Genomic DNA, 22,158 nt, shown 5'->3' with positions numbered 1-22,158 from the left:
CTCTTCAGTTCAAACATCTTTGGGTTTTTAAGAAACCCTAAACTTGGCTCAGCAATCGTTGGTTACATCTTTGATTTCTCGCGGAGTAACTTGTGATGCTGATAATCTTGTTGACTATCAGTCTGACTCCACAAGCACCCACACGAATTGCTTGATTCAGTTGTTAAAGAGCGGTTGGTTAAGATCTTTCGTCTCAACCGAGGCGCGCATTCTACAGCAGCCTCATTTGCTGTCAAGTGATTATTTTCAGAAGTTTTCGAAGAATTCTTCAACAACTTCAACCACTTGCGCTTCCGATCTCTCGTTAGCGGGAGGCGAATTCTACAGCGTTACTCGCTGTTGTCAACACCTCTTTTTCTCCGCTTTCGACCGAGAAGATCGAACCGTCAAAAGAGCCAAACATCACCACTCTTTCAACTCCTTCCAGGCTTCGATGAACTGAAGCGACCCGCTCTCGAAACCTACTTAACTCATTGAATCTCAAGGAGTTTTCCGTTTCGACTGCGCCGGAAGTGGGGCGAATTATAGACGTCTGGAATCTGCCGTCAACCGCTATTTTCGATTTTATCGAAACTTCCGAAAATCCTGCTTATATATAGACGTCAGAGGCATGAATGCGCAATATATTGCCCAACATCTACAATAATACCCCGCTCTTACCTTGGACGATGCCGCGCAATGAATGACCAACCCCGCTCTCTTGCCTCAATGCTGTTCCCGGTTGGCCTGCTATTAATAGCCATGGCATCCATCCAGTCCGGTGCATCGCTGGCCAAAAGCATGTTTCCAGTGGTGGGCGCTCAGGGGACGACAACCCTGCGCCTGATTTTCGCAAGTGTGATCATGCTTTTATTGCTGCGCCCCTGGCGAGCAAAGCTGACAGCCAAGTCGCTGCGTACCGTCATCATCTACGGCATTGCGTTGGGAGGCATGAACTTCCTCTTCTATATGTCATTGCGCACAGTGCCGCTGGGCATCGCCGTTGCTCTCGAATTTACCGGCCCATTGGCCGTAGCTATATATGCATCCCGGCGCGCCATCGATTTTCTGTGGATCGGCCTGGCCATAGCCGGCCTGGTGCTATTGATACCCACGGGGGCGACAACCGCGGGAATCGACCTGGTTGGGGCCGGGTATGCATTGGGTGCCGGGATCTGCTGGGCGCTATACATTCTGTTTGGTCAGAGGGCCGGTGCTGATAACGGCGTCACGACCGCAGCGTTAGGCGTGATGATCGCGGCGCTGTTCGTGGCACCCATCGGCATCGTGCATGCTGGCGCAGCGCTACTCACACCCTCGCTGATCCCGATTGCGATCGGCGTCGCCATCCTGTCCACCGCCCTGCCCTACACCCTGGAAATGGTTGCTCTCACCCGAATGCCCGCGAGGACCTTCGGTACATTGATGAGTATCGAACCGGCATTCGGCGCGCTGTCGGGTCTGCTGTTTTTGCAGGAATACCTCACGCTGTCACAATGGATGGCGATCATGTGCATTATTCTGGCTTCCGTTGGCGCGACCATGACCATGGGCAGCGCCGCCAAGCCTGCCATTGCGGCAGATTGAGACAGGATTTGACGAAGGTCTGGCAATTGGCGTTCATTTAGGCCATGTTTAGACTCGCAACCCAATGCAAGATATGGATTTTTTCCGACAGGGATTTCGAAACGCTGAGAGCGCAAGCGAATACAGGCAGACCGGAGCATCAGACTCGCGGCAGCTATAAGGACGGTAATGAAACGAATTTTGATATTGATCGCCGTACTCGCAGTTGCGGGCTGTGCGGCGACCTCGAAAACCCAGGTGAAGCACGGCAAGAAAGGGCTGCACATCAACTGTTCGGGACTCTCGTCCTCTTGGGACAAGTGCTATACCAGCGCAGCCAACTCCTGCGCCCCGAAAGGCTACAAGGTCATCGCCAAGTCAGGGGATTCGGTAGAGGAGCCCGGCGACTATCCATTCGGCCTAAATCCCGCTGGCTACACTAGCCGCAGCATGATCGTCATCTGTAAATAGATCACGGCTGCCGGGAGATCTGACGCCCAATTTCGTCGCGGCTGGACTCCAGCACCTTGCGCTGAACGTCCGGCGTGGCCAGCATTCGCGCCACTACCAACGCGCCAACGCACTGCGACAGAATCGACCATGCCAGGCTGTCGCTCCCAAGGGTCTGCGCCCAACCGTCCTGAAGCCTGCAGATCCACATCTGGGCCTGCTCACGCACCTGAATATCCGAACGGGCGATTTCCGCGCCTAACGCCGGCAAAGCACAGCCGGATTCAGGCTGCTCTACGTGAGCCATGCTCAAATAGTGTTTGAGGCAACGCTCCAGCCGCTCACGATCCTGCCCCTCCTGCCCGCCCAGTCGCTCAAGACTTTGCCCCAACTCCCGCTCGACGATGGCATTGAACAACGCATCCTTGGATGAGAAATGACTATAGAACGCTGCACCGCTGAGCCCTATAGCCTTCATCAAACCATCGACGCCAACCGTGGAAAACCCGGATCGCTTGGCCGACAGCGCACTGCTCTGCAATAGTTTTTCCTGGGTTTCCAGCTTGTGATTGGCGGAGTAACGCATGTTGTTTGCCCTCGAATTGACCACCTTGACGCTGGCCGAATCCTAGCATAACGTTCGTTCACTTAACGATCGTTTACCAAAGGGGTTCACCCATGAATAACAAGAAGGTCGTATTGGTTGTCGGTGCGGGTGATGCCACGGGTGGCGCGATTGCCAAGCGCTTTGGCAAAGAAGGATTCGTTGCGTGCGTCACGCGGCGCAGTGCCGATAAATTGCAGCCGCTGGTGGACGCGATTCAGGCCGAAGGCGGCGAAGCTCACGGCTTTGCTTGCGATGCGCGCAAGGAAGAAGAAGTCATCGCGCTAATCGAAGACATCGAAGCCCGCCTCGGCCCGATTGAGGCTTTTGTCTTCAACATCGGTGCCAACGTGCCGTGCAGCATCCTTGAAGAAACCGCTCGCAAATACTTCAAGATCTGGGAGATGGCTTGTTTCTCAGGTTTTCTCAATGCCCGTGAAGTGGCCAAACGCATGGTCACGCGTAAACGTGGAACCATTCTGTTCACCGGTGCAACTGCCGGACTGCGCGGCTCATCGGGTTTCGCCGCATTCGCTGGCGCCAAGCATGGCATCCGCGCGCTCGCACAAAGCATGGCTCGCGAATTGGGCCCGATGAACATTCATGTTGCCCACATCGTGGTCGATGGTGCCATTGATACGGATTTCATCCGCAACAGTTTCCCCGAGAAATACGCCACCAAGGATCAGGACGGCATTCTCGATCCCGAGCACATCGCCGAAAATTACTGGTATCTGCACAACCAGCCACGCGATGCATGGACGTTCGAGCTGGATCTGCGCCCCTGGAATGAACGCTGGTAAACCCACCGCCCATAACAATAAATAGAGAGCAGCGAAAATGACCAAAACCGTGGAGTTCTATTTCGACCTCGGCAGCCCTGCCACTTATCTGGCCTACACCCAACTACCCAGGATCTGCGCAGAAACCAATAGTCAGCTGACCTACATTCCGATGCTGCTGGGCGGTGTGTTCAAAGCTACCGGCAACGCCTCACCGGCAATGATCCCGGCCAAGGGTCGCTACATGTTTCAGGATCTGGGCCGCTACGCCAAACGCTATGGTGTAGCTCTCAATTTCAATCCACACTTTCCGATCAATACGCTGCAGTTGATGCGCGCCGTCACCGGCATACAACTGCGACAACCGGAACGCTTTCAGGCGTTTGTCGATTGCTTGTTCACGGCGTTGTGGATGGAGGGCAGAAACCTGAGCGACCCGGCGACTGTGGCTGCCGTGTTGAACGAACACGGGTTTGCGCCCGATGACGTTCTGGCGCTGACCAACGACGAAACAGTCAAGGCGGCGCTGAAGGACAACACCGAAACCGCCATCAAGCGAGGCGTTTTCGGCGCTCCGACCCTGTTTATCGGCAATCAGATGTTCTTCGGCCAGGATCGTCTCGACTTTGTCGAGGAAGCATTGCGTCAGGTCTAAATTGAAAGAAACACGCGGGCGCTGTTTTCAGCGCCCGCACATGCCGATCAGATTGCAACAGTACGCGTATTCAGCCACTCCAGCGCAGCACCGTCGAGCAACGGGCTCAAGCGCTCACGCACCTCGGCGTGGTAGGCGTTGAACCACTGTTTTTCTTCCTGACTGAGCAAGTCTGGCAGCAAACAACGCGTGTCGATCGGGCACAGGGTCAAGGTTTCAAACTTGAGGAAGTCGCCGAACTCGCTGCTGCCTGCCTCACGGTTCATCGCCAGGTTTTCGATGCGCACGCCCCAACGGCCCGGACGATAAGTGCCCGGTTCGATCGAAGTAATCATCCCCGGTTGCATCGCGGTCTGTGGCGCCGGCGCTGCCTGATAGGCAATCACTTGCGGGCCTTCGTGCACATTGAGGAAGTAACCCACGCCGTGACCGGTGCCGTGGCCGTAATCCACACTTTCAGCCCAGATCGGCGCGCGCGCGATGGCGTCGAGCAGTGGAGACAGAATGCCTTTCGGGAACTGTGCCCGCGACAGCGCAATCACGCCTTTCAACACGCGTGTGCAATCGCGCTTCTGTTCTTCAGTCGGAGTACCGACCGGCACCATGCGCGTGATGTCGGTCGTGCCGCCGAGATATTGACCACCGGAGTCGATCAGCAACAGACCGTCCCCCTCGATCACCGCGTGCTCTTCTTCAGTCGCGTGATAATGCGGCATCGCGCCATTGGCATTGAAGGCAGCGATGGTATTGAAACTCAGCGACACATAATCCGGACGACGCTCGCGGGCAGCGGTGAGTTTCTCGTCGATGGTCAGCTCGGTAATGCGCTCACGACCCCAAGCCGATTCCAGCCAGGCGAAGAACTCGCAGAGTGCCGCGCCGTCCTGCTCCATCGCTTTACGAATGTGCGCGGCGTCGGCTTCACTTTTTTGCGATTTGGCCAACGTGGTCGGGTTCAAGCCTTCGACCAGTGTTACGCCACTGTCGAGGTTATCCAACAGACCGCTGGTGACACGCGCCGGGTCCACCAGAAGGCTCGCGCCGCTCGGCACGGCGCGCAAGGCCTCGGACACTTCGCTGTAGTCGCGCAGCGTCACGCCGTCCTGTTCCAGCACTGCACGCAACGGCGCATCAACTTTGCTCAACGCAACGAACAACGTCGCTTGTTGCTGATTGATCAGGGCGAAAGAGACGAACACCGGATTGAACGACACATCGCCGCCGCGCAGATTGAACAGCCATGCGATGTCGTCGAGGGTGGCGATGAAGTGCCAGTCAGCGCTGCGCTCCTGCAGGGTTTCACGCAGTTTGGCGAGCTTTTCGCCGCGGCTTACGGTCGCTTGCGGTGGCAGATGCTGATAGATCGGCGCGTTTGGCAGAGTTGGCCGGTCGCTCCAGACTTCCTTAAGCAGATCGATATCGGTACGCAGACTCGCGCCACGTGCTTGGAGCTTGACGCTCAACGTACGCGCCGAAGCCACGGCCATCACAGCCCCGTCGACTGCAACCACGCCACCTTCCGGAGTCTGTTCAGCCAGCCAGTCCAGCGGACTCGGCTGCCCTGGTTGCAGCTTGACCAGTTCGATATCGCTGCCATTGAGTTCCTTGGTCGCCTGCTCCCAGTAACGACTGTCGGCCCAGACACCGGCGAAATCGAGGGTGACAATCAGTGTCCCGACCGAACCATGAAAACCCGACAGCCACTGCCGTCCCTGCCAGTAACCCGGCAAATATTCCGACAGATGCGGGTCGGCAGAAGGCACCAACAACGCATGAATGCCTTCACGGCGCATCAGTTCACGGGTGCGCGCCAGGCGCTGGGGCACCGATCCTTCGGTCAAGGTCTGGGTACTCATCATGTCTCCTGCTAATCACTTATTCGTTATTGTTCGTAGCCATGGTTCGGCTGGTTAAAGCCCTGTCGCCCAGAATGCCGGAGCACTGGCGCAGGCGGTCTTGATCAATTCGCAAGCCTTGTCGACATCTTCTGCGGTGGTGAAACGGCCGAGGCTCAGACGAATGGTACGCCCCGCCAGACGCGCATCATGCCCCAGCGCCAACAGCACGTGGGATGGCGCGTTGCTTGCGGAGTTACAGGCTGAGGTCGCGGAAAACGCGATCGAATGGCTCAGCGCCGCGCTGTTGAAATCGCCCTCGCTGAACGTCAGGCTCAAGGTGTGCGCAATGCGCTGACTGGCACTGCCATTAAGACGTACGCCGGGCAGACTCAGCAATTGTTCGAGCAAGCGTTCGCGCAACGCGACGATGGATTTTTTCTCTTCATCGAAAACGCCTGCGGCCAAAGCGAATGCAGCGCCCATTCCGGCAATCTGATGAGTCGCCAGCGTCCCGGAGCGCAAGCCGCTTTCGTGTCCGCCACCATGAATCTGTGCCTGCACGCGTTGCTGCGCCCGTGGGCCGACGTACAACGCGCCAATGCCTTTGGGGCCATAGAGTTTGTGCGCCGAGAACGACATCAGATCCACTGGCCACTGCGCCAGGTCGATCGCCACTTTGCCGGCGCCCTGAGCCGCATCGACATGGAAGAGCGCCTCGCGACCGCGGACGATTTCACCGATGGCCGGGATGTCGTTGACAGTGCCGAGTTCGTTGTTGACCAGCATCAGCGAGACCAGAAAGGTGTCATCGCGCATCGCTTCGCTGACCGCCTGCGGAGTGATCAAGCCATCAGCGTCCGGGACCAGATAGGTCACGGCAACGCCGGAGTCCTGCAACTGGCGGGCGGTATCGAGGATGGCTTTGTGTTCGATCTGGCTGGTAATGATGTGGCCGCCGCAGACACCGCGCGCCTGGGCAACGCCTTTCAGCGCGAGGTTATTGGACTCGGTGGCACCGGAGGTCCAGACGATCTGTTCGGCTTGCGCCCCGACCAGTTCGGCGACTTGCCGGCGGGCCTGCTCGACCGTCTGCCGAGCCTGCTGGCCAAACGCGTGGGAGCTGGAGGCCGGGTTGCCGAAGTTACCGTGAAACCCCAGACATTCGATCATCACCTGGATGACCCGCTCGTCCACCGGGGTGGTGGCGGCGTAATCGAAATACAACGGACGTGTGTTCATAAAAGACTCGCAGAGCGTGTTCCGGGATCAGGAGGCTCGTGTCTGCAAACGGCACTGCGCAGCCTTGTGGGCTGCGCGTCGGTTCGAGAGCGTCATCAATACCTGATCGGATGCCGTTAAAGAAGAACAACTTCATTTAAAAGTGCGTAGGAACGCTCCTGAAGCCGAGCTTAACAGGCATCGGGTCGGCGGTTGAAGCAACGCGTCAGCTAAAGCTTTCAAGAAGTAACGGATACAACGAAATCACCAGCAATGCCGCCATGCCCCAGTTGAATACGCGCAACCAGCGCGGTTCCTTCAGCACATTGCGCAGCAGCGTGCCACACGCTGCCCAGACGCCGACGCTCGGCAAGTTGATGATCGCGAACACCGCGGCGATCACCACGACGTTGGTGAAGTATCCCTGCATCGGCGTGTACGTGCTGATGGCACCAATGGCCATGATCCACGCCTTGGGATTGACCCACTGGAACGCCGCGGCGCCCAGGTAGCTGATCGGCTTGGCTTCGCCCTGGACGTTGTCACCGACCGGCCCCGAATGGGCGATCTTCCATGCCAGATACAACAGATACGCCGCGCCGACGTAGCGCAGGACCGTATAGAGAATCGGATAGGACTGAAACACTGCGCCCAGACCAAATCCCACGGCGACCACAAGGACGAAGAATCCACAGGTGATGCCGAGCATGTGCGGGATGGTGCGGTTAAATCCGAAGTTGACGCCCGATGCCAGCAACATGGTGTTGTTCGGCCCCGGCGTAATCGAGGTGACAAGGGCAAACAGGGCAAAGCCCAGCAGTAAATCAAGCGAGAGGTTCATGGTGCAGTCCGTCAGGGTCATTCAGGTGTAGACCCTAACCCAGGCGGCCCGGCAAACCCACGGACAGTTGGCTAATACTTCAAGCAGTACAGTTTGTTTTCAGCTAGGGCGCCCATGCAGCTGTACGGCACGTTCAGCGCTCATCTCGCCCTGCTTGTCAAAACCGAAGGCCTTCTGTGGCTGACCAAGTAATCGGGCTTTTTTGGCATGGTATTCGTCAAATGACAGACCGCTGCGGTTCAGTGCCTCCATGGCCAGTTCCCGGGATTCTTCTGCCGAGTAGGGCCGCAATTCCGGAGAAACCTGGCTGGCACATCCGGCGAGTACGGAGACGGCGAGCAACAGCGAGACAGTCAGTAAATGATTCATGAGAGCGTCCTGGCGAGCAATGTGGAGTCGATGGAGAAAGGCTACGCCCCGACACGCATGCGCAGAAATCAACGCTCTCAATAGTGGCTATCAGCAAATCGTCACCATCGCATATCTCCCCAAAGTGAGCGCCTGACAAAGCTGTCGATCTAACCGACCAGGTTGCAGTGCAACGCATCATCGTGACTGCGAGCGATGCTGCTCAGTACCTGAAATGAATTGAAGGTCACTGTTTTCGCCTGATGGGCGCGGATCAACTGCCAGAAATCCTGTTCACCGCTTTCGAAACTGCGGAACGCCGCTTCCCCCGCCTCGCGGGTTTGCCATTGCAGCAAGCTCAATACCCGCCGGCCATCGTCGCTGGCCTGCACGCTTGCGCTGACGAAACCCTGATAGCGCTGAGCCAGGCGTTCAGTCTGCATCGACAGCGCCGAGACCAGCCCCGGCTGCTGGCGAGGCTCGATCTCGAACTCGATCAATTGGGTGAAGCTGCTGTTTTTCGCTGATGCTTGCATGAAATTCCCCACTTATCTGTAAGGCGAATCTTGCGACTCGAAGAAGCGCAGGGTAAAACCTCTAGTTAAGTCAAGGTCAAGAGCAATTTCACCATGATCACCCACGAAAACCTGCACAAGCCCCTCACCGTCGGCGAAGTCGCGGCGCGCAGTGGTGTTGCGGTCACTGCCCTGCATTTTTATGAGTCCAAGGGTTTGATCAGGAGCCAGCGCAATGCCGGCAATCAGCGACGTTATGCGCGCGCCGTGCTGCGCCGAGTGGCATTGATCAAGGTTGCGCAGCGTCTGGGGATTCCGCTTGCGCAGATCGGTGAAGCACTGAAAGTCCTCCCGGACGATCGCGCACCGACGGCGGCGGACTGGAAGTTTCTATCGGAGCAGTGGCGACGGGAACTGGATGAACGGATCAATCAACTGACGCTGCTGCGCGACCGGCTCAACGGCTGCATTGGTTGTGGCTGCCTGTCGATGGAGGCGTGTCCGTTGCGCAATCAGGGCGATGTGCTGGGTGAGCAAGGGCCGGGGGCGCACTTTTTGGATACGTAATGTGAGCTGCTGCTCGTCGGGCGAAATTCCTGGCCGGGAAGACAGTTCTATAGTGATTTTTCCGGGAATCCGGTGAAGCAACATTTCGGAAAATAAAAACAGGGAGAACGTCATGAGCGTCAAACCCATCCCCGAGGGGTATCACAGCATTACCCCGTATCTCGGCATCCAAAAGGCCGTCGAGGCCATCGACTTCTACAAGAAAGCGTTCGGCGCTACCGAGGTCATGCGCCTGGCCATGCCCGACGGCAGCATCGGCCACGCGGAACTGCGTATTGGTGACAGCGCAATCATGCTCGGCTCGCCGTGCGATCAAGGGCCATTGAGCAGTCCGGAGCAAACCGTCTCCGTCGGTTTGCATCTGTATGTGACTGATGTCGACAAGTCATTCCAAAGGGCGCTGGATGCCGGGGCAACCGTGGTGTCTGAGGTCAAGGATCAGTTTTACGGTGATCGCAGTGGAACGTTGAAGGACCCCTACGGGCATTTGTGGTTTCTCGCGACCCACAAGGAAGATCTGACTGAAGAGCAGATCAAGCAGCGGGCGATGGAGATGTTCAGCCAAGGCTGATTACCTCAGTGTCCGAACTGACACTTTCGCGAGCAGGCTCTCTCCCACCTTGGAATGCATTTCAAATGTGGGAGCGTGCCTGCTCGCGAAAGCTCTTACAAATCCGGCATTGAAGCGGACTGACACACTCCACCAGCCCGCCCCTCCCGCAATACGTTGCGATGTCGAACAGAACGCGAAACATTTACTTTCACATTCCTTATCGGGATTAATCTCGCTCATCCGTCCTATAGAGATGCAGGCCGCTCGCGTAGGCAAAAGCCACGGGCGCCTTTCGGGGATACCCGTGCTGTGAAGCCCGCAGCCACGCGCCCTTTCACCGCTCTCTAGACGCGTAATCATGTCGAAAAAATCCCGTTCCAAACTGTGGTTCCTGGTACATAGCTGGCTCGCATTACCGATCTGGTTTTTCGTCCTGATCGTTTGCGTGACCGGAACGCTGGCGGTGGTCAGCCAGGAAATCGTCTGGCTGGCCAATCCACAGATGCACGCCAATCAACCGTCTGACGACGCACCGCTGCTGGGTTATGACGAGATCATGGCCGCCATCAAAAAGGCCGAGCCGGAGTTGCTGGTCAAGCGCATCAATCGTCCGGACGAATCGCATTTCGCCCTGGATGTGAGCGTCAGCAAACCGGATGGTCATTCGCAAATACTGTACGTAAACCCGTACACCGGGGTGATCCAGGGCAAGGCACCTGATTTCAACTTTCGCGGCTTCACCCGCGCATTGCATGGCTGGTGGCTGGTGCCGTTCACCAATGGCTACAGTTGGGGCTGGTATCTGGTGTCGTTCCTGGCCTTGCCAATGCTGGCGTCACTGGTTACGGGGCTGGTCGTCTACAAACGCTTCTGGAAAGGCTTTTTCAGTCCGACCTTGCGTTTTCGCCACGGCGCACGGATCTTCTGGGGCGACTTTCATCGTCTGAGCGGCATCTGGTCGATCTGGTTCATCGCGGTCATTTCCATCACGGCCGTCTGGTTCCTGATCGAGGCATTCCTGTCCGACTACCAGATTTCGATCTCCAGCGAGCCGGTCATCGCGTCCATGTCTCGTGAGAGCGTGCCGCTGTCGGCCAACGGTTTGCCACCACCACAAGTGAGCCTGGACCAGGCCGTCGAAATCGCCCGGCAAAAGATTCCAGGGCTGGAAGCCAGCAGTATTTTTCTCCCGGGCAACGCCTACAGCCACCTCGATATCCAGGGGCGCGGCTGGTATCCACTGATGTTCCAGAGCGCCACCCTCAATCCATACAACGGTGAGGTCGCTGCCTCGCGGTTGCTGTCCGATCGAACGGCCCTGGAATTCGTCACCGAATCAATGCGACCGCTGCACACCGGTGATTTCGGCGGGCTGTGGATCAAGCTCATCTGGTTCTTCTTCGGCCTCGTGTTGAGCATGATGGTCCTGAGCGGCTTGTTGATCTGGACCAAACGCACGGCGCTGGCGACCGTCAATGCGCTCAAGCGCGAAGACAAAAAAAATCGCGTGAAGGCGCAAGCCGTCGTCAGCCGTGAACCGTCGGAGGTCAACTCGTGAGCAAGATCACCACTGCCCCGCAACCGTCGCGACTGAGTCTGTTCTGGCATAAATGGCGCTTTCACATAAACATCTTGTTGCTGCTGATCCCGTTGGGTTTCATGCCCAACTACTTCGCCGAACAAGCACTCTTCCGCGGTGACGCAGGCCTCGGCGAGCGCGAGATAGGTGAAATCCCGGTTGGGCCGTGGAGCCTGCGCCTGGCCGAGTTTCGCAATGAGGCGCCACGTTCCGACGGTACAGCCGGTTATCTCAAAGGCTTCAGCGCTGCGCTGTGCACCACTTGTGTCGAAGGGGTCAAGGCAACCTACCTGCGCATCGGCAAACCCCGCAGCCTGCGTGCCGCCGGTTCAATCTTCTTCGGCACGCCCTACAACATGGGCACACAAGTGCCAATTCCGGACAAGACCAAACCCGACGCCGAACTGTGGATCACCATGGAAGGCTGGGACGGCAGCATGCATCAGGCCTCGATTCCCCTGAGCCAGGCCTCCCCCGCCACCATCGCCTGGCTGAACAAACAAGGAGCCAAACCATGACCTGCTCGCAACGCCCTTTCCGTCTGCGAATCAGCGCCGCGTTGTTGGTGCTGTGCGCCGGCTTCAGTGCAAGCGCACTGGCGCACAACCCGATGTGCGAATGCAAAGCCGTCGATGACGAACAGATCAAATGTACCGGTGGCTTCTCCGATGGCAGCGGCGCACCCGGAGTGACCCTGGATGTGATCGGTTACGACGAAACGATTCTGGTGCCGGGCAAGCTCGGCCCCGACTCGACAGTGACCTTCAAAAAACCTGGCGCCGAGTTCTACGTGCTGTTCGACGCGGGCCCTGGCCATGTGGTGGAAATCGACCAAGCGGATATCGAAGCGCCATGAGTACGCCCACCACACAAATCGTGCGCCCGGCCGGTGCCGGCCATGAAACCCTCAACGTGTTGCTGCTGTGCCTGCTGATCCTGGCGTTGGCAGGCTCCGTGGTGGCATGGCGCGGGGTGTCCCATGAACCGGAACCTGTCGCCAGCAATCAACTGGACGCGCGCCGCGACCTCAGCGCCGCCGAGCAAGGCATCTATGCCGACCTGCGCGTGACGCTGGACGAAATCCGCTTGCTGCGCGAAGAGCAGAACACCCTGCCACCCCCCAAAAATCTGGCAAACGAAGGTTTTGCCCCGTTCGCCCAGGACGCGAGTTCCGTCGCCCGAGGCGGTCACGCATGGCAAATGCCGACCGACGCCGCCTACTTCGGTCATAGCCAGACACCCTCCATCGCCGGTTCGTTTCTGATGCGCGTCAGCGCCGATGACCAGGCTGCGCCGGACATCTGGCTCAACCGTGACGCCGCACTCACGGCGCCTCGGGAGCTGACTGACGCCGCCCTGGCCGCCGCTGGCTGGAAACAGATCGTCGCGCAATACGATGCCGGGGTTACCCGCGAACATCGCCATTGATTCCTCGCCCTCACCCGAGAGAAGACCGCTTGCCCATGTCTATTTCATCTACACGCCGTCCCTTGTTGCGTCTGTTTCTGCTGAGCATTTGCGCCTGCCTGTTGAGCCCGCTGGTCAGCGCCGATCCGGCGAAACGTCTGCGCATCGGTATCACCCTGCACCCTTATTACAGTTATGTAGCGAACATCGTCGGCGACAAGGCCGAGGTGGTCCCACTGATTCCGGCCGGCTTCAATCCGCACGCCTACGAACCGCGTGCAGAGGACATCAAGCGCATCAGCGGCCTCGACGTGATCGTGCTCAATGGCGTCGGCCATGATGACTTCGCCGACCGCATGATCGCCGCCAGCGAAACGCCGAACATCAAGACCATCGAGGCCAACGAAAACATACCGTTGCTGGCCGCCACCGGCGTGGCTGCGAGGGGTGCTGGCAAAGTGGTGAACCCGCATACCTTCCTGTCGATCAGCGCCTCCATCGCGCAGGTCAACAACATCGCTCGGGAGTTGGGCAAACTCGACCCGGACAATGCCAAGACCTACACCCAGAACGCCCGCGCCTACGGCAAACGCCTGCGGCAGATGCGCGCCGACGCATTAGCCAAGCTGACCCAGGCGCCGAACGCCGAGTTGCGTGTGGCCACTGTTCACGCGGCCTACGACTATCTGCTGCGCGAGTTCGGGCTGGAAGTGACCGCCGTGGTCGAGCCGGCCCACGGTATCGAGCCGAGCCCGAGCCAGTTGAAGAAGACCATCGACCAACTGCGCGAACTGGATGTGAAGGTGATCTTCTCGGAAATGGACTTTCCGTCTACTTACGTCGAAACCATTCAGCGTGAATCGGGCGTGAAGCTGTACCCGCTGTCGCACATTTCCTACGGCGAATACACCGCCGACAAGTACGAAAAGGAAATGACCGGCAACCTCAACACCGTGGTTCGGGCGATTCAGGAGTCTGGCGCATGACATCCAAAGAAACCCTGATCGCCCGGGACGACGAGCAACTTGTGGAAGCGAGCCTGCTCGCGAAGTCGCCCGGTCAGCCGCCATCATTGCCAAATGCAACACCGCTTACGCGAGCAGACTCGCGCTCACAGGTCACGGGGCCGACCCTGGCATTTGCAGAAGTCGGCCTGACATTGGGCCGCACGACGATTCTCGACAACGTCTCCTTCCAGGTGCAGCCCGGCACCGTGCATGCACTGGTCGGTCCCAACGGCGGTGGCAAGAGTTCGCTGATCAAGACGTTGCTGGGGCAGATGCCGCATCAGGGTCAGTTGAGTCTGCAATGGCCCGGCGAGCCCGGCACCATCGGTTATGTGCCACAGGCACTTGAGTTCGATCGCGGCTTGCCGATGACGGTCGATGATTTCATGGCTGCCATGTGCCAGCGCCGCCCGGCCTTTCTCGGTTTGAGCAAGCACTACGCCGGCGCCATCGGTGAAGCGCTGGAACGGGTAGGCATGCAGGACAAACGCAAACGCCGCATGGGCGCACTGTCCGGAGGTGAACGTCAACGGGTGTTGCTCGCCCAAGGCTTGATCCCGGCGCCACAACTGCTGGTGCTGGATGAGCCCATGTCTGCTCTCGATGAGGCAGGGATCCAGGTCTTCGAACGCCTGCTCGCCGACTGGCGCGCGGCGGGCATCACCGTGCTGTGGATCGAACACGATCTGGAAGCGGTTGGCCGTCTGGCTGATCGGGTCACCGGCCTCAACCGTCGCGTGCTGTTCGACGCCACGCCACAACAGGCGCTAACACCGGAACGACTGCTGACCCTGTTCTCGACCCATCCACGGAGCGCTGCCTGATGAGTTACGAAGCCTTTCGGTTGATGGTCCAGGGTTGGGCCTCTTCCGGTTATCTGCCGGAGGCACTGGCTTACGGTTTTGTGGTCAACGCGCTGCTCGCCGGCCTGCTGATCGGCCCGGTGCTGGGTGGGCTCGGCACGCTGGTGGTGGTCAAGCGCTTTGCGTTTTTCTCCGAAGCGGTCGGCCACGCAGCGCTGACCGGTGTGGCCATTGGCATCCTGCTGGGCGAACCCTACACCGGGCCTTATGGCAGCCTGTTCGGCTACTGCCTGCTGTTCGGCATTTTGCTCAACTACCTGCGCAACCGCACCGGTCTGGCGCCGGACACATTGATCGGTGTTTTCCTGTCGGTGTCGCTGGCCCTGGGCGCGAGCCTGCTGCTTATTCTCGCGGGCAAGATCAATGTGCACATTCTGGAAAACGTACTGTTCGGCTCGGTGCTGACGGTCAACGGCAATGATCTGGCGGTATTGGCCATCGTCGGTTCGCTGGTGATGGCCCTGGCGCTGCCGCTGTACAACCGCATCATGCTGGCCAGTTTCAACCCGCAACTGGCGGCCGTTCGCGGCGTGGCGGTGAAGACCCTGGATTACCTCTTCGTGATTCTGGTGACACTGATCACCGTGGCCGCCGTGAAAGTCATCGGCGCGATTCTGGTGGGTGCCCTGCTGGTGATTCCAGCGGCGGCGGCGCGCTTGCTCAGCCAGTCGCTCAAGGGCTTTTTCTGGTGTTCGGTGCTGATTGCCACGGTCAGCACGTTGTGCGGGATTCTCGCGCCGATTGTTTTCGATCTGCCGATCCCGTCCGGCGCCGCGATCATTCTGGTCGCCGGTATTGCCTTCGCCCTCGCCGCCATCGCGCGCGGGGTTGTCCCGAGTCTGAAAGGGAATCTTGGATAAATGCTTTTTTCATTGCGCAACCTGACGTTGGCCATGGCCCTGTGCGGCGTGGTCTCCACACCTTTAATGGCCGCCGAAAGCGCCAAGCCCTTGCGAGTGCTGGCCTCTCTTCCGATTACCTACGGCCTGGGCGAGGTGCTGCTCAAAGGCACCGACGTCAGCCTCGAACGCGCGGCACCGGCGAACTTACCGGGCAGCCGCCAGACCGCGTACTTCACCGGGCGCGGCGCTCCGGCACTCAATAAACTGGCCACCGGCGCCGATGCGGTGATCGGCGTGCGCTCGCTGTGGGCCGATGACCCGCTGTACCCCTTCGCCCGTCGCAGCAACATTCGCATCGTTGAAGTCGATGCCGCACGCCCGGTCGACGGCGCGTTGCCCGGCATCGCCGTGCGACCGGATTTGAAAGGCGACGGTTTGAACAGCCAGCCGTGGCTGGCGAGCAACAACATGGGGCGCATGGCAGACGTGATGGCGGCGGATCTGGTGCGTCTGGCACCCAGCGCCAAGCCGAAGATCGAAGCGAATCTGGCGCTGTTGAAACAACGCCTGCTCAAACTCAGCGCCGCCAGTGAGGCGCGTCTGGCCAATGCCGATAACCTGAGTGTGATGAGCTTGAGCGATCACTTCGGCTATCTGATCGGCAGCCTGAACCTTGAGTTGATCGGGCAGGATCCACGTCCTGATGCAGACTGGACGCCAGAGGATCTGAAAAAACTCACGGCGACACTCAAGGAAAACGATGTGGCGGTGGTGTTGCATCACCGTCAGCCATCGGAAGCGGTGAAAGCGGCGATTGCCGATTCAGGTAGCCGATTGCTGGTGCTGAGTATTGATGCCGAAGATCCGGTGGCGGAGCTCGAGAGCAATGTGGATTTACTGCTCAAGGGGCTGAGCGGGGCGTAACTTCAGTTGTACCGCGTTATCGTTCATCGCTGGCAAGCCAGCTCCCACAATGATCCGAGGTGTGCACAGCATTTGTGGAGCACATCAAAACCCTGTGGGAGCTGGCTTGCCAGCGATGAGGTCCTGACAGAAACCCGTATCCCGGACATGAAAAAACCCGCTGACTGCTACCAGTCCAGCGGGTTTCTTTTTGCCCGTCTGCTTATTGAGCCGCAGCCAGCCCTTCCATCTTCTGGCGCAGGCTGAGTGGACGCATGTCGGTCCAGACTTCTTCGATGTAGGCCAGGCATTCCTTTTTCAGGCCGCTCTTGCCCACGGTGCGCCAGCCTTCTGGCACGGCCTTGTAATCCGGCCAGATCGAGTACTGCTCTTCGTGGTTGACCACGACCTGAAAGAGGATGTCCTCACGGTCGAATACTGACGTCATGCTGGTTCTCCATCGTTGTAAGGGTGGGCTGCACGTCGGGTGCAGCCGGGTATGTAGAAAGAACGTTCGGCGCGCTGAAAAATTTACACAGCGGCAGTAGCGGCAGCCAATGCACGACCGAAGATCTCGGCAACGCGGTCGATTTCGACGGCGGTGATCACCAGTGGTGGCAGGAAACGCACGACGGCGCCATGCCGACCGCCCAGTTCAAGAATCAAGCCGCGCTTGAGGCATTCGCGCTGCACCAATGGCGCCAGACGCGCAAACGCCGGCGGATGGCCGAGCGCATCCGGGGTCCCCGTCGGGTCCACCAGCTCGACGCCCAACATCAGGCCACGACCACGGATATCGCCCATCTGCGGGAAATCACGCTGCAGGATGTGCAGGTGCTCGCCCAGACGCTCGCCCATGGCGGCCGCGTGTTCGCACACTTTGTGTTCAAGCAGATAACGCATCACCGCAGAACCGGCAGCCATCGCCATCTGATTGCCACGGAACGTGCCAGCGTGTGCGCCCGGTTGCCAGGTGTCGAGCCAGTCGCGGTAGACCACGACCGCCAGCGGCAGGCTGCCGCCGATAGCTTTGGACAGCACGACCACATCCGGAGTGATACCGGCATGTTCGAAGGCGAACATCTTGCCGGTGCGGGCAAATCCACTCTGAATCTCGTCGACAATCAGTGCTACGCCAGCCTTCTCGGTGATCCGACGCAAGCCGCGCAGCCATTCGATGTCGGCCGGAATGACTCCGCCCTCACCCTGCACCGCTTCGACGATCACGGCCGCTGGCAATTGCACGCCGGCCTCGGGATCGTTGAGCAAATTATCCAGATAGCTCAGATTGGCCTTCACCCCGTCAGCGCCGCCGATGCCAAACGGGCAGCGGTAGTCATACGGAAACGGCATGAACTGCACGCCGTTGCTGAGTAACGCACCCAGCGGCTTTTTCGGCCCCAGGTTACCCATCAGGCTCAAAGCGCCCTGGCTCATGCCGTGATAACCACCGGAGAACGACAACACGGTGCTGCGACCGGTGGCCGTGCGTACCAGTTTCAATGCCGCTTCCACGGCGTCAGTGCCGGTCGGGCCGCAGAACTGGATTTTCGCTTGCGACGCCAGTTGTGCCGGCAGCAAGCCAAACAGATCCTGGACAAACTGATCCTTGACCGGGGTGGTCAGGTCCAGCGTGTGCAGCGGCAGTTCATCGGCCAGCACCTGCTGGATCGCTGCGATCACCACCGGATGGTTATGCCCCAGTGCCAGCGTGCCGGCACCGGCCAGACAGTCGATGAACGTACGCCCTTCAACATCTTCGACATAAAGGCCCTTGGCGCGTTTCAGTGCCAGTGGAATACGTCGCGGATAGCTGCGGGCATTGGACTCCTGCTGTGCCTGACGAACCAGCAATGGCGATTCGTTGAACTCATACAACGTTTCCGCTGGCGCCGAGGTGACCCGGGCCGATGACTCTCTGATAAGGCTGGTGGCAACTGACATCTGTCGACCCCTCGATTCGCTATGGATAGTGACCAAAACAGCACACCGGACAGGTGCGCGTTCCAGTCACGGGGCGCACTTGCAGGTTTTCCTGTTCTGGAAACGCTTAAGCGAGGCAAGGATTTAGCCCCTTGAGCGACTGTTCATCCGGACATTGCCAGCGGCTTGGCCATAGGCAGGACCTGCAAGCCGTTATGCGCGAGGGAAGGTGCAGATTCGCGGTAACCCAAATGGCGATAGAACGCTTCGCCGGTGCGCGTGCTGTTGAGATGAACGGTGCGCACACCGCGAACCCGCAGCCAGCCTTCCAGATCGTTCATCAGCGCCCTCCCGACGCCACGGCGAAATGATTCCGGTTGTACGTGGCAAAGCACAACGTCGCCATCCAGGCGGGCCATGCCGATACCGACCGGTTTGTCCGCCAGCATGGCAATACTCAGATAGAAGTGCGGATTCGCGAGCCAAGCACTGATGAAATCGGCAGACTGCTGCCGGGTCCAGTCACTGACGATCAACGGGTCGTTGCGGTGATCGAGCGCACAACCAAAACGGATCGAGCGTTCGATGATACGGCTGATGATTCCGACGTCGGCCAGAATGGCCGGACGAATGCAGACAGGTGCTTGCATGGCGCTGTTCCCTCAATCCATTGAGTCAAGGCTGGCGCCGACCTTAACGTCAGCGCCGCCGATTGACCAATGCAGAGAAGTTACATTTGATGTGCAGACGTCATAGGGATTGCAACGGCATCGTCAGCTCAACGCGCAAACCATCCGGGCGGCTGTCGAAATGCAGGGCGCAGTCGCAACGCTGGACGATCGCCTGGACGATCGCCAGGCCGAGGCCGCAACCGGTGCTCTGACCGTTACGCCAGAAGCGCTGGGTCAGGTGCTGCAAATCATCCGGCGCAATGCCCGGGCCATGGTCGCGTACGACAAAACGCACGCGGTTACCGATGGTTTCCAGACGCAGCTCGACCGCACAATCTTCGGAGGTATGGCGCAGGGCGTTGTCGAGCAGATTGCGCAACGCGGCGATCGACAGCACCGCAGGCATTTGCAACGGTGCAGACGAGAGTTCGGCGGGCAGATGCAGTTTGATCCGCAGACGCTCGCCACCCGTAGCGTCGGCAATCGCCAACCTGGCCACTTGCTCGGCGCTGTACTGCGTGCCGTCGTCGAAGGAAAGACTGCCCTCGACCCGTGCCAGCAACAGCAGTTGCTCAAGCGTGCGGTGCAAACGGTCGGCGCCCTCCTCGGCCCGCGCCAGCGATTGATCGCGGGCGCTGCCCTCGGTCATGCGCGCCACTTGCAGGTGCGTCTTGATCGCCGTCAGCGGGCTGCGCAGTTCATGCGCGGCGTCACCGGTCAACCGACGTTCGCGCTCGATGGTCTTGCCGATGCGCTGGAACAGCTGATTCTGGGTATCGAGCAGCGGCTTCAATTCGCTGGGAAACGATTGCAATTGCAGTGGTTCGAGCGAGTCGGCATTACGTCGCATCAAGGCTTCGCGCAGGCGATTGAGCGGTGCCAGGCCTTGCCCGATTCCCAGCCACAACAGGCACAGACAGCCGAGCAACGCCACGCCTACCGGCACCGACGCCGCCAGCAGGATCGACATGTTCAGGGCTTCGCGTTCAATCTGCCGATCTGCCGTGGTAATCCGTACATCGCCCCGGGCGAGGGTGAAGCTGCGCCACGGTGCGCCGTCGATCATCTGATCGTGGAAGCCCATTTTCTCGGCCTCCAGCGCTTGTTCGGGATTGTTATGACTGCGCGCGAGAATTTCCCCGCGCAACGAACTCACCTGACAGGCCATGCCGCCGGGAATGTTCAGTTGCTCGGCACTGAAATGCGTGCCCTCGCCTTTGCTAGGCAATGTCGGCAATTGCTCCAGCAACCCGGCAACCATGCGCGCCGAAGCCACCAGACGCTGGTCGAGGGAAAACATCATCTGGTTGCGCAGATCGCTGAGCATCCAGGCCGCTGCCAGCGCCCAGATCAGCGCGAACGCGGCGCCAAGGGTCAGGCTCAAGCGCAGGCGCAGGCTCATCACTTGCCTTGATCTCCACCATCGGCCGGCCCCAGGCGATAGCCCAGACCGCGCACGGTTTCGACGATACCTTTACCGAGTTTGCTGCGCAGGTGATGGATATGGACGTTCAGTGCGTTGCTTTCCAGCTCATCGTTGAAGCCGTAGACGCTGTCCTTCAACTGCTCGGTGGACAGGACCCGACCGCGATTGTGCAGCAGTGCCTGCAACAGCGATTGCTCGCGCCGCGACAGGTCCACCGATTGCCCGGCCAGCCGGGTTTCGCGGCTGCTCGGGTCGTAGGTCAGCGCACCGTGCTCGATCAGGTTGACGCTGCGCCCGGCCACCCGCCGCAGCAAGGTTTGCAGACGCGCGAACAACTCACGCAAATCGAATGGCTTGAGCAAGTAGTCATCAGCACCGGCCTGCAAGCCGTCTACGCGATCGGTGACCGAGTCGCGCGCCGTCAGGATCAGCACCGGGATTTCCAGGCCGTGCTGGCGTAACTGCTGCAACAATTTCAGGCCATCTTCGTCGGGCAAACCGAGATCAAGCACCATCACATCAAACTCGGCAACCTTGAGCATCGCCCGGGCCTTGGACGCCGTATTGACATGCTCGACGGTCAAGCCTTGAGCCGTGAGGCCGGCAACGATGCCGCTGGCGATCAGCTCATCGTCTTCGCAAACCAATACGTGCATGGGAGCTCCCTGAGCAAAAACGCGAGTGAAGCAGGTGAGGATTAAGCGGCAATTATGGCTGTCACTGGAGGTTACGGGAAGCCGAGTCAAGAACAGGTCGTGCCTGCACGGCTGCATCGACTGTTTGGAACAGGTAAACAGGGCGCAACTCACGCCCCTACAAACAGCCCATGAAATAAATCCCGACATATAGCCGCTACATTTTAATAACTACCCGAGATAGCCTGAGCAGGCAATAAAAACTACGGCTTCTTTAAAAGGACTTTAATAAACATGCCTGCATTGAATAACTTTGTTGCGGTCGACTGGCGCTCTGGCGCAGATCGCATTTACTTTTTTTTCAAGGATACCGACACCTATTCCCGGTTCAATATCGGCGGGGATGTTCCGAGCGGCTACCCCGCCTCTACCGACGGAAGATGGGACACTTTCACGCCTTACATCCAGAACCTGCGCTTCGGCTTCACCACGACTTCCCTGGGTTTCAACACGCGCAGCGACGAAGATATCGCCTGGCTGTTCTTTTACTACGGCGATACCCCGGCCGTGTGCAAATACGACCAGGATACGGACAAGGTTTCAGGCATCTACGCGTTAGCCGACACACTCTGGAAACCGATACTTCCCTACTTTGACAAAATCATTGCCGGCACCTGGACAGAGGTTTCCGGCCACCCTTTCCTGTTCAAATTCATTCTGAACGACGGTCATTATCTGAGCTTCAACTACAAGGCAAAAACACTCACCCGCAATGCCTTTGGTCAGAACCGCCTGGGCGCCCTGGCCCCTTACAAGGAGCGGATCATCACGGCGGCCCAAAACGATCGAACTTTCGCCGACAGCTATTGGTATATTTTCCTCACCCATAACCAGTATCTTGTTTACAACATACAGGCCGACAAGCTCGCATCCGGCCCGCACACCATCAACGAAAGCAACTGGCCAGGGTTGTTACGCAACTGACC

At 58.9% G+C, this 22,158-nt stretch carries 26 protein-coding genes; 15 read left to right on the top strand and 11 right to left on the bottom strand.

The window, feature by feature from the left end; translation table 11 throughout:
* The first annotated feature begins 678 nt into the window (after positions 1-678).
* Both rhtA and H8B20_RS09395 read left to right on the top strand, forming a co-directional pair.
* A complete protein-coding gene (gene rhtA, locus H8B20_RS09400; RefSeq protein WP_210622947.1) occupies positions 679-1,566 on the top strand; it encodes a threonine/homoserine exporter RhtA in 888 nt (295 codons plus the stop codon).
* 168 nt (positions 1,567-1,734) lie between these two features.
* Positions 1,735-2,016: a hypothetical protein gene (locus tag H8B20_RS09395; protein WP_042560187.1), complete on the top strand. Its 282-nt coding sequence runs from the start codon at positions 1,735-1,737 to the stop codon at positions 2,014-2,016.
* 1 nt (position 2,017) lies between these two features.
* On the opposite strand, the gene H8B20_RS09390 is transcribed toward H8B20_RS09395, so the two are convergent.
* The gene (locus tag H8B20_RS09390; protein ID WP_210622946.1) at positions 2,018-2,581 is read right to left on the bottom strand and encodes a TetR/AcrR family transcriptional regulator; all 564 of its coding nucleotides are present in this window, start codon (positions 2,579-2,581) and stop codon (positions 2,018-2,020) included.
* Positions 2,582-2,673: 92 nt separating this feature from the next.
* Here H8B20_RS09390 and H8B20_RS09385 point away from each other — a divergent pair, with 92 nt between their 5' ends.
* Both H8B20_RS09385 and H8B20_RS09380 read left to right on the top strand, forming a co-directional pair.
* Positions 2,674-3,402 (top strand): SDR family oxidoreductase, encoded by a 729-nt coding sequence (locus H8B20_RS09385; protein WP_210622945.1) that lies wholly within the window; start codon positions 2,674-2,676, stop codon positions 3,400-3,402.
* 37 nt (positions 3,403-3,439) lie between these two features.
* Positions 3,440-4,036, top strand: coding sequence for a 2-hydroxychromene-2-carboxylate isomerase (locus tag H8B20_RS09380; protein WP_210622943.1), 597 nt, complete (start codon positions 3,440-3,442; stop codon positions 4,034-4,036).
* 47 nt (positions 4,037-4,083) lie between these two features.
* On the opposite strand, the gene H8B20_RS09375 is transcribed toward H8B20_RS09380, so the two are convergent.
* The 5 genes from H8B20_RS09375 to H8B20_RS09355 form a co-directional block, all read right to left on the bottom strand.
* On the bottom strand, positions 4,084-5,892 hold the full coding sequence (locus H8B20_RS09375) for an aminopeptidase P family protein (RefSeq protein WP_210622942.1): 1,809 nt from the start codon (positions 5,890-5,892) through the stop codon (positions 4,084-4,086).
* 54 nt (positions 5,893-5,946) lie between these two features.
* Positions 5,947-7,113, bottom strand: coding sequence for an aminotransferase class V-fold PLP-dependent enzyme (locus H8B20_RS09370; RefSeq protein WP_210622941.1), 1,167 nt, complete (start codon positions 7,111-7,113; stop codon positions 5,947-5,949).
* A 205-nt stretch (positions 7,114-7,318) separates the two neighbouring features.
* On the bottom strand, positions 7,319-7,933 hold the full coding sequence (locus H8B20_RS09365) for a LysE family translocator (protein ID WP_042560193.1): 615 nt from the start codon (positions 7,931-7,933) through the stop codon (positions 7,319-7,321).
* A gap of 99 nt (positions 7,934-8,032) precedes the next feature.
* Positions 8,033-8,302: a hypothetical protein gene (locus H8B20_RS09360; RefSeq protein ID WP_210622940.1), complete on the bottom strand. Its 270-nt coding sequence runs from the start codon at positions 8,300-8,302 to the stop codon at positions 8,033-8,035.
* Positions 8,303-8,451: 149 nt separating this feature from the next.
* The gene (locus H8B20_RS09355) at positions 8,452-8,817 is read right to left on the bottom strand and encodes an antibiotic biosynthesis monooxygenase (protein ID WP_047302280.1); all 366 of its coding nucleotides are present in this window, start codon (positions 8,815-8,817) and stop codon (positions 8,452-8,454) included.
* A 93-nt stretch (positions 8,818-8,910) separates the two neighbouring features.
* Here H8B20_RS09355 and soxR point away from each other — a divergent pair, with 93 nt between their 5' ends.
* The 10 genes from soxR to H8B20_RS09305 all read left to right on the top strand — a co-directional run bounded on the left by soxR (position 8,911) and on the right by H8B20_RS09305 (position 16,538).
* Positions 8,911-9,363: a redox-sensitive transcriptional activator SoxR gene (soxR, locus tag H8B20_RS09350; RefSeq protein WP_210622939.1), complete on the top strand. Its 453-nt coding sequence runs from the start codon at positions 8,911-8,913 to the stop codon at positions 9,361-9,363.
* Positions 9,364-9,475: 112 nt separating this feature from the next.
* Complete coding sequence (locus tag H8B20_RS09345) at positions 9,476-9,934, top strand: VOC family protein (protein WP_210622938.1); 459 nt, start codon at positions 9,476-9,478, stop codon at positions 9,932-9,934.
* 340 nt (positions 9,935-10,274) lie between these two features.
* Positions 10,275-11,474, top strand: coding sequence for a PepSY-associated TM helix domain-containing protein (locus H8B20_RS09340; protein ID WP_210622937.1), 1,200 nt, complete (start codon positions 10,275-10,277; stop codon positions 11,472-11,474).
* Positions 11,471-12,013 carry a thiamine pyrophosphate-binding protein gene (locus H8B20_RS09335; RefSeq protein WP_210622936.1) on the top strand — a complete coding sequence of 181 codons (543 nt, stop codon included), beginning with the start codon at positions 11,471-11,473 and terminating at the stop codon, positions 12,011-12,013. Before H8B20_RS09340 ends, H8B20_RS09335 begins: the two co-directional genes overlap by 4 nt.
* Entirely contained in the window at positions 12,010-12,351 is a 342-nt protein-coding gene (locus H8B20_RS09330) for a hypothetical protein (RefSeq protein WP_047302285.1), read from the top strand. Before H8B20_RS09335 ends, H8B20_RS09330 begins: the two co-directional genes overlap by 4 nt.
* Positions 12,348-12,923: a DUF6162 family protein gene (locus H8B20_RS09325; protein WP_210622935.1), complete on the top strand. Its 576-nt coding sequence runs from the start codon at positions 12,348-12,350 to the stop codon at positions 12,921-12,923. The genes H8B20_RS09330 and H8B20_RS09325 overlap by 4 nt, the downstream gene beginning before the upstream one ends.
* A 35-nt stretch (positions 12,924-12,958) precedes the next feature.
* On the top strand, positions 12,959-13,888 hold the full coding sequence (locus tag H8B20_RS09320; protein WP_210622934.1) for a metal ABC transporter substrate-binding protein: 930 nt from the start codon (positions 12,959-12,961) through the stop codon (positions 13,886-13,888).
* Positions 13,885-14,733 (top strand): metal ABC transporter ATP-binding protein, encoded by an 849-nt coding sequence (locus H8B20_RS09315; RefSeq protein ID WP_210622933.1) that lies wholly within the window; start codon positions 13,885-13,887, stop codon positions 14,731-14,733. Before H8B20_RS09320 ends, H8B20_RS09315 begins: the two co-directional genes overlap by 4 nt.
* A complete protein-coding gene (locus H8B20_RS09310; RefSeq protein ID WP_007917717.1) occupies positions 14,733-15,632 on the top strand; it encodes a metal ABC transporter permease in 900 nt (299 codons plus the stop codon). The genes H8B20_RS09315 and H8B20_RS09310 overlap by 1 nt, the downstream gene beginning before the upstream one ends.
* Positions 15,633-16,538 carry a metal ABC transporter substrate-binding protein gene (locus tag H8B20_RS09305; protein WP_210622932.1) on the top strand — a complete coding sequence of 302 codons (906 nt, stop codon included), beginning with the start codon at positions 15,633-15,635 and terminating at the stop codon, positions 16,536-16,538.
* A gap of 202 nt (positions 16,539-16,740) precedes the next feature.
* Here the strand turns inward: H8B20_RS09305 and H8B20_RS09300 are convergent, their stop codons facing one another.
* The 5 genes from H8B20_RS09300 to H8B20_RS09280 all read right to left on the bottom strand — a co-directional run bounded on the left by H8B20_RS09300 (position 16,741) and on the right by H8B20_RS09280 (position 21,193).
* Complete coding sequence (locus H8B20_RS09300) at positions 16,741-16,965, bottom strand: MbtH family protein (RefSeq protein WP_042560205.1); 225 nt, start codon at positions 16,963-16,965, stop codon at positions 16,741-16,743.
* A gap of 83 nt (positions 16,966-17,048) precedes the next feature.
* Complete coding sequence (locus H8B20_RS09295) at positions 17,049-18,461, bottom strand: aspartate aminotransferase family protein (protein ID WP_210622931.1); 1,413 nt, start codon at positions 18,459-18,461, stop codon at positions 17,049-17,051.
* Between the two features lie 143 nt (positions 18,462-18,604).
* Positions 18,605-19,090: a GNAT family N-acetyltransferase gene (locus H8B20_RS09290; RefSeq protein WP_210622930.1), complete on the bottom strand. Its 486-nt coding sequence runs from the start codon at positions 19,088-19,090 to the stop codon at positions 18,605-18,607.
* Between the two features lie 100 nt (positions 19,091-19,190).
* Complete coding sequence (locus H8B20_RS09285) at positions 19,191-20,513, bottom strand: ATP-binding protein (protein WP_150596170.1); 1,323 nt, start codon at positions 20,511-20,513, stop codon at positions 19,191-19,193.
* Positions 20,513-21,193, bottom strand: coding sequence for a response regulator (locus tag H8B20_RS09280; protein ID WP_042560210.1), 681 nt, complete (start codon positions 21,191-21,193; stop codon positions 20,513-20,515). Before H8B20_RS09280 ends, H8B20_RS09285 begins: the two co-directional genes overlap by 1 nt.
* Positions 21,194-21,466: 273 nt before the next feature.
* On the opposite strand from H8B20_RS09280, the gene H8B20_RS09275 reads away from it, so the two are divergent.
* On the top strand, positions 21,467-22,156 hold the full coding sequence (locus tag H8B20_RS09275) for a hypothetical protein (protein WP_210622929.1): 690 nt from the start codon (positions 21,467-21,469) through the stop codon (positions 22,154-22,156).
* Positions 22,157-22,158: the final 2 nt, after the last annotated feature.

The sequence above is a fragment of the Pseudomonas sp. P42 genome, from assembly GCF_017973755.1.
Lineage (GTDB): Bacteria > Pseudomonadota > Gammaproteobacteria > Pseudomonadales > Pseudomonadaceae > Aquipseudomonas > Aquipseudomonas iridis.
Note: the sequence above shows the minus strand (reverse complement) of the source record. Positions and strands in the feature narration are given on the sequence as shown.

Excerpts from the sequence above, each read along its gene's own strand:
- H8B20_RS09325 (WP_210622935.1), top strand. The coding sequence starts at position 12,348 with ATGAGTACGCCCACCACACAAATCGTGCGCCCGGCCGGTGCCGGCCAT.
- H8B20_RS09315 (WP_210622933.1), top strand. The coding sequence starts at position 13,885 with ATGACATCCAAAGAAACCCTGATCGCCCGGGACGACGAGCAACTTGTG.
- H8B20_RS09390 (WP_210622946.1), bottom strand. The coding sequence starts at position 2,581 with ATGCGTTACTCCGCCAATCACAAGCTGGAAACCCAGGAAAAACTATTG.
- H8B20_RS09370 (WP_210622941.1), bottom strand. The coding sequence starts at position 7,113 with ATGAACACACGTCCGTTGTATTTCGATTACGCCGCCACCACCCCGGTG.
- H8B20_RS09365 (WP_042560193.1), bottom strand. The coding sequence starts at position 7,933 with ATGAACCTCTCGCTTGATTTACTGCTGGGCTTTGCCCTGTTTGCCCTT.
- H8B20_RS09320 (WP_210622934.1), top strand. The coding sequence starts at position 12,959 with ATGTCTATTTCATCTACACGCCGTCCCTTGTTGCGTCTGTTTCTGCTG.
- H8B20_RS09380 (WP_210622943.1), top strand. The coding sequence starts at position 3,440 with ATGACCAAAACCGTGGAGTTCTATTTCGACCTCGGCAGCCCTGCCACT.
- H8B20_RS09290 (WP_210622930.1), bottom strand. The coding sequence starts at position 19,090 with ATGCAAGCACCTGTCTGCATTCGTCCGGCCATTCTGGCCGACGTCGGA.
- soxR (WP_210622939.1), top strand. The coding sequence starts at position 8,911 with ATGATCACCCACGAAAACCTGCACAAGCCCCTCACCGTCGGCGAAGTC.
- H8B20_RS09285 (WP_150596170.1), bottom strand. The coding sequence starts at position 20,513 with ATGAGCCTGCGCCTGCGCTTGAGCCTGACCCTTGGCGCCGCGTTCGCG.
- H8B20_RS09295 (WP_210622931.1), bottom strand. The coding sequence starts at position 18,461 with ATGTCAGTTGCCACCAGCCTTATCAGAGAGTCATCGGCCCGGGTCACC.
- rhtA (WP_210622947.1), top strand. The coding sequence starts at position 679 with ATGAATGACCAACCCCGCTCTCTTGCCTCAATGCTGTTCCCGGTTGGC.
- H8B20_RS09340 (WP_210622937.1), top strand. The coding sequence starts at position 10,275 with ATGTCGAAAAAATCCCGTTCCAAACTGTGGTTCCTGGTACATAGCTGG.
- H8B20_RS09300 (WP_042560205.1), bottom strand. The coding sequence starts at position 16,965 with ATGACGTCAGTATTCGACCGTGAGGACATCCTCTTTCAGGTCGTGGTC.
- H8B20_RS09360 (WP_210622940.1), bottom strand. The coding sequence starts at position 8,302 with ATGAATCATTTACTGACTGTCTCGCTGTTGCTCGCCGTCTCCGTACTC.
- H8B20_RS09395 (WP_042560187.1), top strand. The coding sequence starts at position 1,735 with ATGAAACGAATTTTGATATTGATCGCCGTACTCGCAGTTGCGGGCTGT.
- H8B20_RS09385 (WP_210622945.1), top strand. The coding sequence starts at position 2,674 with ATGAATAACAAGAAGGTCGTATTGGTTGTCGGTGCGGGTGATGCCACG.
- H8B20_RS09305 (WP_210622932.1), top strand. The coding sequence starts at position 15,633 with ATGCTTTTTTCATTGCGCAACCTGACGTTGGCCATGGCCCTGTGCGGC.
- H8B20_RS09280 (WP_042560210.1), bottom strand. The coding sequence starts at position 21,193 with ATGCACGTATTGGTTTGCGAAGACGATGAGCTGATCGCCAGCGGCATC.
- H8B20_RS09275 (WP_210622929.1), top strand. The coding sequence starts at position 21,467 with ATGCCTGCATTGAATAACTTTGTTGCGGTCGACTGGCGCTCTGGCGCA.
- H8B20_RS09310 (WP_007917717.1), top strand. The coding sequence starts at position 14,733 with ATGAGTTACGAAGCCTTTCGGTTGATGGTCCAGGGTTGGGCCTCTTCC.
- H8B20_RS09355 (WP_047302280.1), bottom strand. The coding sequence starts at position 8,817 with ATGCAAGCATCAGCGAAAAACAGCAGCTTCACCCAATTGATCGAGTTC.
- H8B20_RS09330 (WP_047302285.1), top strand. The coding sequence starts at position 12,010 with ATGACCTGCTCGCAACGCCCTTTCCGTCTGCGAATCAGCGCCGCGTTG.
- H8B20_RS09375 (WP_210622942.1), bottom strand. The coding sequence starts at position 5,892 with ATGAGTACCCAGACCTTGACCGAAGGATCGGTGCCCCAGCGCCTGGCG.
- H8B20_RS09345 (WP_210622938.1), top strand. The coding sequence starts at position 9,476 with ATGAGCGTCAAACCCATCCCCGAGGGGTATCACAGCATTACCCCGTAT.